At 61.9% G+C, this 13,000-nt stretch carries 14 protein-coding genes; 5 read left to right on the forward strand and 9 right to left on the reverse strand.

The genetic code is table 11. The annotated features are described in order from the left end of the window. Positions 1–323: 323 nt before the first annotated feature. Both ACO77H_RS02665 and ACO77H_RS02670 read left to right on the forward strand, forming a co-directional pair. Positions 324–1,088, forward strand: a complete 765-nt coding sequence (locus tag ACO77H_RS02665; RefSeq protein ID WP_169952150.1) for an SDR family oxidoreductase — start codon at positions 324–326, stop codon at positions 1,086–1,088. A gap of 164 nt (positions 1,089–1,252) precedes the next feature. Continuing rightward, positions 1,253–2,158: a cation diffusion facilitator family transporter gene (locus tag ACO77H_RS02670; RefSeq protein ID WP_169952148.1), complete on the forward strand. Its 906-nt coding sequence runs from the start codon at positions 1,253–1,255 to the stop codon at positions 2,156–2,158. A 111-nt stretch (positions 2,159–2,269) separates the two neighbouring features. Here the strand turns inward: ACO77H_RS02670 and ACO77H_RS02675 are convergent, their stop codons facing one another. The 5 genes from ACO77H_RS02675 to ureE all read right to left on the reverse strand — a co-directional run bounded on the left by ACO77H_RS02675 (position 2,270) and on the right by ureE (position 5,966). Further along, positions 2,270–3,391 carry an AGE family epimerase/isomerase gene (locus tag ACO77H_RS02675; RefSeq protein ID WP_432754966.1) on the reverse strand — a complete coding sequence of 374 codons (1,122 nt, stop codon included), beginning with the start codon at positions 3,389–3,391 and terminating at the stop codon, positions 2,270–2,272. A 184-nt stretch (positions 3,392–3,575) separates the two neighbouring features. Beyond that, the gene (locus ACO77H_RS02680; RefSeq protein ID WP_169952144.1) at positions 3,576–4,148 is read right to left on the reverse strand and encodes a HupE/UreJ family protein; all 573 of its coding nucleotides are present in this window, start codon (positions 4,146–4,148) and stop codon (positions 3,576–3,578) included. Between the two features lie 22 nt (positions 4,149–4,170). After that, positions 4,171–4,785, reverse strand: coding sequence for an urease accessory protein UreG (ureG, locus tag ACO77H_RS02685; RefSeq protein ID WP_003217431.1), 615 nt, complete (start codon positions 4,783–4,785; stop codon positions 4,171–4,173). Between the two features lie 9 nt (positions 4,786–4,794). Continuing rightward, the gene (locus ACO77H_RS02690; protein ID WP_169952142.1) at positions 4,795–5,469 is read right to left on the reverse strand and encodes an urease accessory UreF family protein; all 675 of its coding nucleotides are present in this window, start codon (positions 5,467–5,469) and stop codon (positions 4,795–4,797) included. Next, complete coding sequence (gene ureE, locus ACO77H_RS02695; RefSeq protein ID WP_169952140.1) at positions 5,466–5,966, reverse strand: urease accessory protein UreE; 501 nt, start codon at positions 5,964–5,966, stop codon at positions 5,466–5,468. The genes ACO77H_RS02690 and ureE overlap by 4 nt, the downstream gene beginning before the upstream one ends. Before the next feature lie 309 nt (positions 5,967–6,275). Between ureE and ACO77H_RS02700 the strand changes: the two genes are divergently transcribed. Continuing rightward, positions 6,276–6,794, forward strand: a complete 519-nt coding sequence (locus ACO77H_RS02700) for a C40 family peptidase (RefSeq protein ID WP_169952138.1) — start codon at positions 6,276–6,278, stop codon at positions 6,792–6,794. Positions 6,795–6,799: 5 nt separating this feature from the next. On the opposite strand, the gene ACO77H_RS02705 is transcribed toward ACO77H_RS02700, so the two are convergent. Both ACO77H_RS02705 and ACO77H_RS02710 read right to left on the reverse strand, forming a co-directional pair. Next, positions 6,800–7,432, reverse strand: a complete 633-nt coding sequence (locus tag ACO77H_RS02705; RefSeq protein ID WP_076961541.1) for a TetR family transcriptional regulator — start codon at positions 7,430–7,432, stop codon at positions 6,800–6,802. Positions 7,433–7,584: 152 nt separating this feature from the next. Continuing rightward, positions 7,585–7,923, reverse strand: a complete 339-nt coding sequence (locus tag ACO77H_RS02710) for a hypothetical protein (RefSeq protein WP_170058617.1) — start codon at positions 7,921–7,923, stop codon at positions 7,585–7,587. Between the two features lie 368 nt (positions 7,924–8,291). Between ACO77H_RS02710 and ACO77H_RS02715 the strand changes: the two genes are divergently transcribed. Further along, positions 8,292–10,361, forward strand: a complete 2,070-nt coding sequence (locus tag ACO77H_RS02715) for an AsmA family protein (RefSeq protein WP_172312604.1) — start codon at positions 8,292–8,294, stop codon at positions 10,359–10,361. Between the two features lie 112 nt (positions 10,362–10,473). On the opposite strand, the gene ACO77H_RS02720 is transcribed toward ACO77H_RS02715, so the two are convergent. Next, a complete protein-coding gene (locus ACO77H_RS02720) occupies positions 10,474–11,004 on the reverse strand; it encodes a ferritin-like domain-containing protein (RefSeq protein WP_169952132.1) in 531 nt (176 codons plus the stop codon). A gap of 177 nt (positions 11,005–11,181) precedes the next feature. Here ACO77H_RS02720 and ACO77H_RS02725 point away from each other — a divergent pair, with 177 nt between their 5' ends. Then, positions 11,182–12,072 carry an esterase/lipase family protein gene (locus ACO77H_RS02725; protein ID WP_432754967.1) on the forward strand — a complete coding sequence of 297 codons (891 nt, stop codon included), beginning with the start codon at positions 11,182–11,184 and terminating at the stop codon, positions 12,070–12,072. Here ACO77H_RS02725 and ACO77H_RS02730 read toward each other — a convergent pair. Continuing rightward, positions 12,069–12,941, reverse strand: coding sequence for a DMT family transporter (locus ACO77H_RS02730; RefSeq protein WP_169952128.1), 873 nt, complete (start codon positions 12,939–12,941; stop codon positions 12,069–12,071). The genes ACO77H_RS02725 and ACO77H_RS02730 overlap by 4 nt on opposite strands. Positions 12,942–13,000: the final 59 nt, after the last annotated feature.

The raw sequence follows: 13,000 nt of genomic DNA on the forward strand, positions 1-13,000 counted from the left end.
GCCTGGAGCCATGCCTCCTGGCGCGTCCTCCCCCATGGGCCTACATATGGGCCGCCCAAGGTCAAGCAAAAAACTTTTTGAATCGCCCTGAAAGCCTTGTACACAGCGGCCTGGAGGGTTTTGCACTTGCCCCCAAAGACTGTGGGCGCAGCTGTGGATAACCTGCGCGCACATGGCTGCGCGCCACGTTTTATAAGGCTTTGCCTGTGGTGGTTAAAAATTGACCAGATGTGCTTCAAGTTGTGTGCATAGCGGTTGCCGCGACGGCGGCGTAAGGGCATTCTGCTGGCTGATTTTTTCTCGATGCCCGCAAGGAGAACACCATGTCCGACACGCTGTTTATTACTGGCGCAACCTCAGGTTTCGGCGAAGCCTGTGCCCGTCGCTTTGCCGAGGCTGGCTGGAAACTGGTGCTCACCGGTCGACGTGCCGAGCGCTTGAATGCCCTGGTCGAAGAGCTTTCCAAGCAAACCGAGGTGCATGGCCTGGTAGTGGACGTGCGTGACCGCAAGGGCATGGAAGAGGCGATTGCCAACCTGCCGGCGTCGTTCAGCAAGCTGCGCGGGCTGATCAACAACGCGGGCCTGGCCGTGGGCACCGACCCGGCGCCCAAGTGCAGCCTCGACGATTGGGAGACCATGGTCGACACCAATATCAAGGGCCTGCTGACCACCACCAGCCTGTTGCTGCCGCGCCTGATCGCCCATGGCCGTGGCGCCGGGATCGTCAACCTGGGCTCCATCGCCGGCAACTACCCATACCCGGGCAGCCACGTGTATGGCGGCTCCAAGGCGTTCGTCAAACAGTTCTCCCTGAACCTGCGCTGTGACCTGCAAGGCACCGGCGTGCGCGTGACCAACATCGAGCCGGGCCTGTGCGAGAGCGAGTTCTCCCTGGTGCGCTTTGGCGGTGACCAGGCGCGTTACGACGCCACCTACGCTGGCGCCGAGCCGATCCAGCCGCAGGACATTGCCGACACCATCTTCTGGGTGATGAACACCCCGGCGCACGTGAACATCAACCGCCTGGAGCTGATGCCGGTAAGCCAGACCTGGGCTGGGTTCGCGATTGAGCGTGGGGCCAAGTAAGGCTTGAGACCGCGTCGCCTGTTTCGTGAGCAAGTCCAATCGTCGCACCGCCGATTCGACGTGCTCGCGAAGGCGGCAAATCGGCCAAAAGGCGGCATAAGGTACACTCCACTCCTGAAAACCCCACCGCACCCAGCGGTTTAAAGGTTTTGACAGGAGGATATGTGAGTAACCGAGGTGAGCAGGCACTGCTCAAACAATCGACCATCCTGATGTTCGCCGTGGCGATCGCCGGGATTGTCACGGGTGTGATATCAGGCGCCCAATCCATTTTATTCGACGGCTTTTTCTCGCTGATCGCGACCTTTATCAAGGTGCTGATGCTGATCACGGCCAAGCTGATCGCCAAGAAAAGCAACGATCGCTTCCAGTTCGGCTACTGGCACCTGGAGCCGATGGTGTTGCTGATCGAAGGCAGTTTCCTGCTGTTGATCGCCATCTACGCGTTTCTCAACGGGGTGTTCGGCATTATCAATGGCGGGCGCGAGATCGAGTTGGGGCTGGTGATCATCTACGCTGCGGTGTTTACCGTGGTCGAGTTCGCCTACTTCTTCTATGTGCGGCACCGCAACCGCAAGCTGCAGTCGTCGCTGATCCAGTTCGACAACATCAGTTGGTTGGTAGACGCCATGCTCTCCGTGGGCCTGCTGGTGAGCTTCCTGGCCGCGCTGCTGCTCAAGTCCCAGGGCTATGGCGAGTGGGCGGTGTACGTCGACCCCTTGATCCTGATCCTGCTGGCCCTGAGCATGCTGGCGCCGGCGTTGAAGATCTTGCGCCCGGCCTTGCGCGATGTGCTGGGAATTGCCCCCGACCAGTTGGACGACAAAGTGCGCGAAGTGATGGACGCGGCCCAGGCCCGGCATGGTTTCGACGACTACGTGTCCTACGTGCAGAAGCACGGGCGGGCGCGGTTTATCGAGATTCATGTGGTGCTGCCGGCGGACTACCCGGTGGATAAGGTCGCGACGCTCGACGGGCTGCGCGAAGAGATATCCACAGGGCTGGGCGCGCCGGACAAGGCGCGGTGGTTGACGATCAGCTTTACTGGGGATCGCAAGTGGATTGCTTGATTGGCCGTTAGACCGAGGTGAGGCTATCGCAGGCAAGCCAGCTCCCACATTGTTGAAGGGTGAACCCCTTCAAGTGTGGGAGCTGGCTTGCCTGCGATGGGGCCAGAAAGATCAGCCGAGAAACTCGCTCAACCCCTGATAGCAGGTAGCCAAATGGTAAGGCGTAGTCGACGGCATATCCCGCCGGCTCACCTCACCCTTGGCATCCAGGCACTCATTCCAGCCCTTGGCATGTAAAAAATGCTGCTGCAACGCCAGCAACTGGCGCTCCAGCACCGCCGCGCTGCCCGGGCGCAAGGTCAGTGCGCGCAGGTACTCGGCCTGGGCCCAGATGCGCTGGGTGGCGTCACGCACGCTGCCGTCCAGCGCCAACATGCCGCTGACCGCGCCACTGAGGTTATCCACACCGGTTTGCTCGGCATAGGCGAATGCCCGGCTCAGCGAGGCATGCAGCGCAGTGCCGCGCAGCAGGGGCGAGGACTCCAGCAGGAAGAACCATTCAAACTGATGCCCCGGCTCGAACCAGTTATCCACAGCCCCCAGGGGCTTTTCCATCATTACGCCATGCTGGCGTTCGATAAAGCGTCGCTGCATGGCCGTCGCCAGTGCCAGCAGGGCCTGTTGCACCGCCGCATCTTCACGCACTGCGAGGGTGGCGAGGAAGCCCTCGGCCAGGTGCATCAGCGGGTTCTGCAGCGGGCCGGACTTGAGGGACGACCAGTTACGCTCCAGGACCGCTTCATACAGGCCGTCGCCCGTGGCAAAGCGCTCGGCGACCACTTCCAGGGCGGCATTGAGCACCGACTCCACCAACGGCTCGCGAACCTTGGCCCAGTAATGGGCGCAGGCGAAGATGATAAACGCGTGGGTATACAGGTCTTTGCGCTTGTCCAGCGGCTGGCCGTGGGGGTCGATGCTGTAGAACCAGCCGCCGTGCTCGGCGTCATGAAAGTGCCTTTGCAGCGAGCGAAACAGCGTCGCGGCGCGTTCTTCGGCAAAGTCCTTGCCCGGCGCGCCGATCAGGCTGGCAAACACATACAACTGTCGGGCACAGGCCATGGCGCGGTAGCGTTGCGGGGGCAACGGGCGGTGATCGGCATCCAGCGCCTCATAGGGCAGCGCCAACTCGGCATTCCAGCCCGGACCCTGCCAGAGCGGCACGATCAGGTCGTTGAAGTGCGTGAGCACAGCGTTCAATTGAGGCTTGTTGGCAGAGCTTGGAGCGATGGGCATCGGCTGGCGTCGTCACGGCAGGGGTGTTTGCCGCGCATGGTAGCAGGCTTGGGGGCTGCGGTGGTTTTGCTACCGCTATCGCGAGCAAGCCCGCTCCCACATTCGACCCCATTCCAAAGGTAGAACTCGGTCAAATGTAGGAGCTGGCTTGCCTGCGATGAGTACCTTACAGGCGCCACAAGACTCAGCCCGCCAGCAACCAAACCCCCGTCGCCGCCGAAGCCGCACCCGCCACCCGCACCAGCGGTGCCGCCGCAGCTGGCAGGAAACGCACCAGCGCATACCCGGCCGCATGCAGCACCGCCGTCGCCCCGACGAACCCGGCCGCATACGCCCAAGGGCTGGTCATGTCCGGCAGCTCCAGGCCATGGGCCACGCCATGGAACAGGGCAAACACGGCTGTTGCGGCCACGGCCACCGCCACCGGCGGGCGGATCGCCAAGGCCACCGCCAGGCCCAGGGCCAGCACCGACGCGGCAATCCCGCTCTCCAGGGCCGGCAAGGCCAACCCTTCAAAACCCAGCAAGCCACCGATCAGCATGGTGCCGACAAACGTACATGGCAGCGCCCACCGCGCCGCGCCTTGTTGCTGTGCCGCCCACAGGCCGACGGCCAGCATCGCCAGTAAATGGTCCAGCCCGCCGAGCGGATGGCTGATACCGGCCACCAGGCCATTGTCGCCGTGGCCCGGATGGGCCAGGGCCAGGGCCGGGGCCAGTAGCAGTGCGGCGGCGGCAAACAGTTTGTTGAGGCTCATAAACAGCTCCTTGGTAAGGGGATCAGGCTGCGGTCAGCAGGCCCTGGCGTTCGATAAAGGCGACGATTTCTTCCAGGCCGACCCCGGTTTTCTGGTTGCTGAAGACAAACGGCTTGCCGCCGCGCATGCGCTGGGTGTCGCTGTTCATCAGTTCCAGCGAAGCACCGACCAGCGGCGCCAGATCGATCTTGTTGATCACTAGCAGGTCCGACTTGCAGATCCCCGGCCCGCCCTTGCGTGGCAGCTTGTCGCCGGCCGACACATCGATCACATAGATGGTCAGGTCCGACAGTTCTGGGCTGAAGGTGGCCGATAGGTTGTCACCGCCCGACTCCACCAGGATCAGGTCGAGGCCGGGAAAACGCCGGTTCAGTTGATCCACCGCTTCGAGGTTGATCGACGCATCTTCGCGAATCGCCGTATGCGGGCAGCCGCCGGTTTCTACGCCGATGATGCGTTCGGGCGCCAGGGCCTGGTTGCGTACCAGAAAGTCCGCGTCTTCGCGGGTGTAGATGTCGTTGGTGACCACCGCCAGGTTGTAGCGATCACGCAGGGCCAGGCACAGCGCCAGGGTCAGGGCGGTCTTGCCGGAGCCAACGGGGCCGCCGATACCGACGCGCAAAGGTTGTGTGTTCATGGGGTTCTCCTAGGAACGGAACAGGCGGCTGTACTGGCGCTCGTGGGCCATGCATGCCAGGGACAGGCCGAACGCGGCGCTGCCAAAGTGGTGGGGATCGCGCTGGCTGGCGTCCTGCTGGGCTTGTTGCAGCAACGGCAGCAGTTCGCTGGTCAGGCGTTGGGCGGCCTGTTGGCCCAGGGGCAGGGTCTTCATCAGCACGGCCAACTGGTTTTCCAGCCAGCTCCACAGCCAGGCGGCCAGGGCATCGTCGGGGCTGATCGCCCAGGCTCGTGCGGCAAGTGCCCAGCCCAGGGCCAGATGGGGTTCGTGGGTGGTGTCGAGAAAGCGCCGCGCCGCGTCATCCAGTTCCGGCAGGCCGTTGAGCAGTTGTTGCAGGGAGTAGCCCATTTGCCGGCTCTCCTGGAACAGCTCGCGGGTTTCGCGGCTGGCGCGGTGTTCTTCACACAGTTGGCGCAGGCCCACCCAGTCCTGGGCAGCTGCCGCCTGGCAATGGGCAAGCAACAGCGGCGCTTCGAAGCGCGCGAGGTTGAGCAACAGTTGGTCGCTGATCCAGCGTCGGGCGCTGTCGGCATCGCTGACACGGGCATTGTCCACGGCCATTTCCAGGCCTTGGGAATAGCTGTAGCCGCCAATCGGCAATTGCGGACTGGCCAGACGCAGCAGCGCCCAGGCCGGGTTCACAGGCGCACGCCGAACTGATGCAGTTTGGGCGGGTAGTTGAAGTCTTCGTCACCGTGGCGCGAGTGATGATGACCGCCACCGTAGGCACCGTGCTCGGGCTGGAACGGCGCTTCGAGGGTTGCGGCATGGGCCCCCAGTTGCTCCAGCATGGCCTTGAGCACGTAGTCATCGAGCAGGCGCAGCCAGCCGTCCCCCACTTGCAGGGCCACATGCCGGTTGCCCAGGTGATAGGCCGCACGGGTCAGTTCAAAGGCGCTGCTGCAGGTGACGTGCAGCAGTTGTTCAGGGCGTGCGCAGACGCGTACGACACGTCCGTCTTCAGCTTGTAGGAATTCCCCATCGTAGAGCGGCGGCTGGCCGCGCTCCAGAAACAAGCCGACATCTTCACCCTCGGCACTGAAACAGCGCAGGCGGCTTTTGCTGCGGGCTTCGAAGTTCAGCAGCAACTCCGCGGCCCAGGTGGGTTGGGGCGCAATTCGGCGGTGGATGACCAGCATCGGGAAGCTTCCAGCAATGAGCGATAAACAGGCTAGAGCAAGGGGCTTGCCAACCACGCTTAGCGTAGGAAATAGCCGTAGGTTCTGGGCATTGCGCCACTAAACGGGGCGGTGGCAGGAGGTTGGAGTGGTCTATTTTGGTGCGCCGTAGGGGGCGATGGCACCTGAATTGGGCGATTTGGCCGGGGCTATTTATAGCTAGGGGTGATTTGGGATTTGTCCTACGACCATCTTGGATTTGCCGTTCATCTTGCTTCGCATCGCTTCACTAGGATTGCACCCCGTGTTTAATCCACTGCGTTGTTTATCATGTTCAAGTCATTTTTATGTGTAGTGATGGTCGGCCTGTTTGGCGTCACGTCATCGGCTTCGGCCAACTTCAACAAACGCCACACCTCACTGGCCCCCTTCAGTGCCTCGCTACAGGCCGTGCCGCAGCCGAGCATCGAGAATGTAGTCGACCGCGCCCACCAATTGCTCGGCACCGCCTACAAATGGGGCGGCAGCTCTCAGGACCAGGGGTTCGATTGCAGCGGCTTGCTGGTCTATCTGTTCAAGACCGAGGCCAACATTGTCATCCCGCGCACCACAGCGGCGATGCACCGGTCAACGGCGGCGACGATCAAGCGTGACGCGCTGCAACCGGGCGATGCGGTGTTTTTCAGGGCCAATGGACGCAACCAGGTCAGCCATGTCGGCCTGTATGTGGGCGAGGGCAAGTTCATTCATTCGCCGCGCAAGGGCAAGAGCATCCGCATCGACTCACTGGCCAACAGCTATTGGAAGAAAAACTACACCACCGCCAAGCGTTTCCAGGCGCTGCGCTGACCGGCCTATTCGGTGCTGCCCAGGCCTTGCCAGTGCTTGAGGCCGATAAAGATAAAGCGCAGTTGCTGGGTGATCTTGGCCTGGGGCGTGAGGTGCGCCGGCAAGGCCGCGGCGGGCGGGTCGATAATGTCGGGCAGGGTGGCGAACACGCTCTTGACGATCAGGTCGGCCATCACATGCAAACCGTCGGCATCCAGGTGCTGCAGCTTGGGCATCAGCGTCAGGTCGGCTGCCAGGTCCGAGGTGATATCTTCGCGCAAGGCGCCGATGGCTTGGCGCACGGCCAGGCAACCGCCGTATTGCTCGCGGGCGAGGAACAGGAATTGTGAACGGTTGGCCGCCACTACATCGAGAAAGATCCGTACCGAGGCATCGATGATGCCGCCCATGACGAATTCGTTGTGGCGTACCAGGCGGATGGTGGCACGGAAGGTCTGGCCGACCTCACTGACGAGCACCAGGCCCAATTGGTCCATATCGGCAAAGTGTCGGTAAAAGCCGGTGGGCACGATGCCAGCGCTCTTGGCCACTTCGCGCAGGCTCAGGCTGCCAAACCCTCGGCCACCCTCCATCAGATGGCGGGCTGCGTCCATCAAGGCAAGGCGGGTCTGTTGCTTCTGTTCGGCGCGGGGCAGCATTGGCGGGTGGGCTTTGTAGACAAGGACAGCGACGCACTCTAGCAAATCAACTTTGCCTGCGTCGAACTTGTAACGGGACAAAGGTGGCGCAGATCCCACAAAGTCAAAGCCCGATCTCTGGGGATCGGGCTTTTTTCAGGGCCAGCACAGGCTTAGCTCGTAGCTTTATGCATGTCATCCAGACGGTCGGAACCGCCCTCGGCGACGAATTCGCGTTGTTGCAGGCGGTCCGAGCCACCTTCAACCAGGCCTTTTTGTTCCAGGCGATCACGGCCACCTTCGGCGACGAATTCGCGTTTTTGCAGACGGTCCGAGCCACCTTCAACCAGGCCTTTTTGTTCCAGGCGATCGCGACCACCTTCGGCAACGGTCTGACCGATGTGCGTGGCGTCAGCCTTGGCTTGCGGGATGGCTTGTTCGGCAGCCGGCAGGGCAAAAGCGCTGGTGGCCAGGACAGAGAGTGCAACACTGAGCAGTAATTGGCGTTTCATGATGAGTTGCTCCTTGGGAGGGCGATAAAGTGGGTACAGGGCTAATGCTACTCTCGATATCTCGATATAAAAGTTCATAAACACAATGGTAATAATCAACAGAATTGATTGTTCTGCGCCGAGGCTCTAGATCGCGCCTCTCAAGCACGCGCTTTTGCACCGGGGTGGGTATTTTCGACACGGGCGTGGGTAACAACGGTGCGTCGTTGATGAAAGAAGCTGTCGGATTAGTCAGAAAAAGCGCTTTTCAGCGCTAATTGCCATCTGCGGTTAAACCCCCAGGCCATTTGCCAGTCGTAGCCATATAAGCTTTAGTCCTTGCGCGCGTTGCCAGTGGCACGCGCAGTCGTAATCAGGAGCCCTGTGCAATGACGCGCACTCGTAAAATTCTCGCCTGGAGCAGTGCCTGCTTCGTTCTGTTAATCGCCGCTGTGGTACTGATCCTGGTGTTCTTCGATTGGAACCGGATCAAGCCGCAACTCAATGCCAAGGTCTCCGAAGAGCTGCATCGCGCCTTTGCCATCAATGGCAACCTGGCGGTGGTCTGGCAGCGCGAGCCGGACGAGGGCGGTTGGCGCGCCTGGGTGCCGTGGCCCCATGTGGTGGCCGAAGACCTGAGCCTGGGCAACCCCGAGTGGTCGAAACAGCCGCAGATGGTCACCCTCAAGCGCGTTGAACTGCGCATCTCACCCTTGGCTCTGCTGGCCCAGCGCGTGGTGATCCCGCGCATCGACCTGACCGAGCCGAGTGCCCAATTGCAGCGCCTGGCCGATGGCCGCGCCAACTGGACCTTCACCTTTGATCCCAAGGACCCGAATGCCGAACCGTCCAGTTGGGTGGTGGATATCGGCGCCATCGGCTTCGACAAGGGCCACGTGACCCTCGACGACCAGACCCTCAAGACCCGTCTCGATGTGCTGATCGACCCCCTGGGCAAGCCGATTGCGTTCAGCGAAATCGTCGGCGAGCGCGATGCAAAAAAAGCCCTGGAGCAGGGCGCCACACCCCAGGACTATGCGTTTGGCCTCAAGGTCAGCGGCCAGTACCACGGCCAGAAACTCGCCGGCAGCGGCAAGATCGGCGGGCTGCTGGCCCTGCAAGACGCCGCCAAGCCGTTCCCCCTGCAGGCCCAGGCGAAGGTCGGTGATACCAGCATCGCCCTGGCCGGCACCCTGACCGACCCACTGAACCTCGGCGCCCTGGACCTGCGCCTGAAACTGTCTGGCACCAGCCTGGGCAACCTTTACCCACTGACCGGCGTGACCCTGCCGGACTCGCCGGCCTATTCCACCGATGGGCGCCTGATCGCCAAGTTGCATGAGGCGGGCGGTGCGTCGTTCCGCTATGAAAACTTCAACGGCAAGATCGGCAACAGCGACATCCACGGCGACCTGGCCTATGTCGCCAGCCAGCCACGGCCAAAGCTCAGTGGCGCACTGGTGTCCAACCAACTGCTGCTGGCCGACCTGGCGCCGCTGATCGGTGCTGACTCCAACGCCAAGCAAAAGGCCCGTGGCGGTGAAAGCAAGCAACCGGCGACCAAGGTGCTGCCGGTGGAGGAGTTTCGCACCGAGCGCTGGCGCGATATGGACGCCGATGTCGAGTTCACCGGCAAGCGCATTGTCCACAGCGCCGAACTGCCCTTTACCGACCTCTACACGCACCTGGTGCTCAACGACGGCCAATTGAGCCTCGAACCCCTGCGTTTCGGCGTGGCGGGCGGCAAGCTCGATGCACAGATTCGCCTCAATGGCCGCATTACCCCGCTGGAAGGCCGGGCGAAACTGACGGCGCGCAACTTCAAGCTCAAGCAACTGTTCCCCACCTTTGAACCGATGAAGACCAGCTTTGGCGAGCTAAACGGCGATGCGGATATCGCCGGGCGCGGCAACTCGGTGGCGGCTTTGTTGGGCAGTGCCAATGGCGATCTGAAAATGCTCATCAACGACGGTGCCATCAGCCGAGGCCTGATGGAAATCGCCGGGCTGAACGTCGGTAACTATGTGGTCGGCAAGATGTTTGGCGACAAGGAAGTGAAGATCAACTGCGCGGCGGCGGACTTCGGCATCAAGACCGGCCTGGCCACCAGTCGGTTGTTTGTGTTCGATACCGAGAACGCGATCATCTACATCGACGGCACCGCGAACATGGCCAGCGAACAACTGGACCTGACAATCACCCCAGAGTCCAAGGGCTTTCGCCTGTTTTCGCTGCGTTCGCCCTTGTACGTCAACGGGCCGTTCATCAAGCCCAATGCCGGAGTCAAGGCAGTGCCGCTATTGCTGCGTGGCGCGGGGATGGTGGCGCTGGGTGTGATCGTTGCACCTGCGGCAGGCCTGCTGGCACTGGTGGCGCCGAGCGGGGATGAGCCCAACCAGTGCGTGCCGCTGTTGCAGCAGATGCGGGAAGGCAAGGCGCCGAAGACGGTGAAAGGCTAACTGTGGGAGCGGGCTTGCTCGCGAATGCGGTGTATCAGTCAACATATCCATCACTGATCTACCGCATTCGCGAGCAAGCCCGCTCCCGCATTAGTGAGTGCTGCTGGCAGGCTTACAGGTCTTTGAGAATGTCCGCCATATCGTCGGCGTGCTCTTCTTCCTGGGCCAGGATGTCTTCAAAGATCCGGCGGGTGGTCGGGTCTTTCTCGCCGATGTACTGGATGATCTCGCGATAGCTGTCCACCGCGATGCGCTCGGCCACCAGGTCTTCGTAGACCATGTCCTTCAAGGTCTTGCCGGCCACGTACTGTGCGTGGGACAGCTTGGACAGCAGGTCCGGGTTGAACTCTGGTTCGCCGCCCAGCTGTACGATACGTTCGGCCAGTTTGTCGGCGTGTTCCAGTTCCTGGTTGGCGTGCTCCAGGAACTCATCGGCGGCCACGCTGGCTTTCAGGCCGCTGGCCATGAAGTAGTGGCGCTTGTAGCGCAACACACAGACCAGTTCGGTGGCCAGTGACTCGTTGAGCAGGCGCAGGATCTCTTCGCGGTCGGCGCTGTAGCCTTCGGTCACTGCGCCGTTTTCCACATTCTTGCGCGCGCGTTCGCGAAGGGTGCTTACGTCAGACAAATGCATGTCGGTCATTTCAATCTCCTCAGGGCGATATCCGGTTTTGCGCCACACTCTCGGGGTGTGATCGCTCAAAGTTGTGAGTGCTGCGCGGCGCAAAAAGTTTTATCGGATGTTGCCGGGTGTCATATCGATTGCCGCAGGGCTGGTCTAGGATCAGCTCAATCGCCCCTTTGAAGGACGTTTGCCCCCATGCCGCAGACATTGGCTACACGTTATCCCCTGGTTTTGGTGCCGGGCATGCTCGGGTTTGTGCGGCTGCTGCTGTACCCGTATTGGTACGGCATCGTCCCGGCCTTGCGTGCGGGCGGGGCGCAAGTGTTTGCGGTGCAGGTGGCGCCGCTCAACTCCAGCGAGGTACGCGGCGAGCAGTTGCTGGTGCAGATCGAGCAGATTCGCCGCCAGACCGGTGCCGACAAGGTCAACCTGATCGGCCATAGCCAGGGCTCGCTCACCGCCCGTTACGCGGCGGCCAAACGCCCGGAATGGGTGGCCTCGGTGACCTCGGTGGCCGGGCCCAATCACGGTTCGGAATTGGCGGACTACCTGCACACCCACTATCCGACCGACAGCGCCAAGGGCCGGATCATGAGTGCGCTGTTGCGCCTGGTGGGCGTGGTGATGGGCCTGCTCGAAACCGGCTATCGCGGCCCGCGTTTTGCGGCGGATATCCACGCCTCCCATCAATCGCTGACCAGCGCGGGTGTGGCGCTGTTCAATCGTCAATACCCCCAAGGCCTGCCAGACACCTGGGGCGGGCAGGGCGCCGAAGAAGTGGGCGGAGTGCGTTATTACTCCTGGTCCGGCACCTTGCAGCCGGGCAAGACCGATCGCGGGCGCAACCTGCTGGACGGCACCAACCGCAGTTGCCGGCTGTTTGCGCGCACCTTCGTCAAGGAGAAAGGCCAGTGCGACGGCATGGTCGGGCGTTACAGCTCACACCTGGGCACGGTGATTGGCGATGACTATGCGCTGGACCATTTCGATATCGTCAACCAGTCACTGGGCCTGGTGGGCAAGGGTGCCGAGCCGATCCGCCTGTTTGTCGAACATGCGCAGCGGTTGAAGGCGGCCGGGCTTTAACGCCTTACCGGCGTGGTCCAGCGCTCCGACAAAATCACCCCGCCCAAGGTCAACACACCCCCCACCAAGTGATACAGCGCCAACTGCTCCTTGAGCACCACCGCTGCAATCAGCGCCGTGATCAGCGGCAGCAAATTGAAAAACAGCGTGGTCCGGCTCGGCCCCAGGTTTTTGACCGAATGCATCCACGAAAGCGGCGCAATCATCGATGCCAACAGGCAGGCGTACACCACCAGGCCAATATTCGACGGGCCCAGGCCGACCTTGTCCGAGGCCAGGAACAGCGGAAACAGCACCACCACCGCCACCAGCACCTGCAAATACAGCAACACCAGGGGCGGTAGGCGCAATTGCCATTTTTTCAGCAGGGTGCTGTAGATCGCATAGGCCAGGGTGGCCACCAGCATCATCGCGTCGCCCAGGTTAACCCCGTGTTGCAGCAGCGCGCCGAGGCTGCCGGCCGACACCACCACCACCACCCCGGCAAACGACAGCACCGCCCCGGTCAGGGCGCCGAAGGTCAGGCGCTGGCCGAGGCTGATAATCGCCGCAGTCAGGGCCATCAATGGCATCAGCGACAGGATGATCCCCATATTGGTGGCGCTGGTCAGGCTGGCGGCGTAGTACGCCAGGCTCTGGTAGACCGCCATGCCGAGCACGCCGAGCACGGCGATCTTGCCCAAGTTGGGGCGGATCAGCGCCCAGTTGGCAATGACTGGCTTGAGCATGAACGGGGTAAACAGGATGGCGGCCAGCAGCCAGCGATAAAAACCGATCTCGGCCGGGAAAATCGAGCCCACGGCGAGTTTGTTGACCACGGTATTACCAGCCCAGATAAAGATGGCCAGCAGCGGATAAGCGTATTGCATTGCAAGGAACCAGGAACGTTAGTGAGGGGTGATTATCCTTTGTCTGGATCGAAGCCTAT

Source organism: Pseudomonas sp. WMBT8, assembly GCF_050916005.1.
GTDB lineage: Bacteria > Pseudomonadota > Gammaproteobacteria > Pseudomonadales > Pseudomonadaceae > Aquipseudomonas.

Bases quoted from the DNA above. Each gene is read 5' to 3' on its own strand.
- ACO77H_RS02720 (WP_169952132.1), bottom strand. From the start codon at position 11,004: ATGACCGACATGCATTTGTCTGACGTAAGCACCCTTCGCGAACGCGCG.
- ACO77H_RS02730 (WP_169952128.1), bottom strand. From the start codon at position 12,941: ATGCAATACGCTTATCCGCTGCTGGCCATCTTTATCTGGGCTGGTAAT.
- ACO77H_RS02705 (WP_076961541.1), bottom strand. From the start codon at position 7,432: ATGCTGCCCCGCGCCGAACAGAAGCAACAGACCCGCCTTGCCTTGATG.
- ACO77H_RS02665 (WP_169952150.1), top strand. From the start codon at position 324: ATGTCCGACACGCTGTTTATTACTGGCGCAACCTCAGGTTTCGGCGAA.
- ACO77H_RS02725 (WP_432754967.1), top strand. From the start codon at position 11,182: ATGCCGCAGACATTGGCTACACGTTATCCCCTGGTTTTGGTGCCGGGC.
- ACO77H_RS02680 (WP_169952144.1), bottom strand. From the start codon at position 4,148: ATGAGCCTCAACAAACTGTTTGCCGCCGCCGCACTGCTACTGGCCCCG.
- ureG (WP_003217431.1), bottom strand. From the start codon at position 4,785: ATGAACACACAACCTTTGCGCGTCGGTATCGGCGGCCCCGTTGGCTCC.
- ACO77H_RS02710 (WP_170058617.1), bottom strand. From the start codon at position 7,923: ATGAAACGCCAATTACTGCTCAGTGTTGCACTCTCTGTCCTGGCCACC.
- ureE (WP_169952140.1), bottom strand. From the start codon at position 5,966: ATGCTGGTCATCCACCGCCGAATTGCGCCCCAACCCACCTGGGCCGCG.
- ACO77H_RS02700 (WP_169952138.1), top strand. From the start codon at position 6,276: ATGTTCAAGTCATTTTTATGTGTAGTGATGGTCGGCCTGTTTGGCGTC.
- ACO77H_RS02675 (WP_432754966.1), bottom strand. From the start codon at position 3,391: ATGCCCATCGCTCCAAGCTCTGCCAACAAGCCTCAATTGAACGCTGTG.
- ACO77H_RS02715 (WP_172312604.1), top strand. From the start codon at position 8,292: ATGACGCGCACTCGTAAAATTCTCGCCTGGAGCAGTGCCTGCTTCGTT.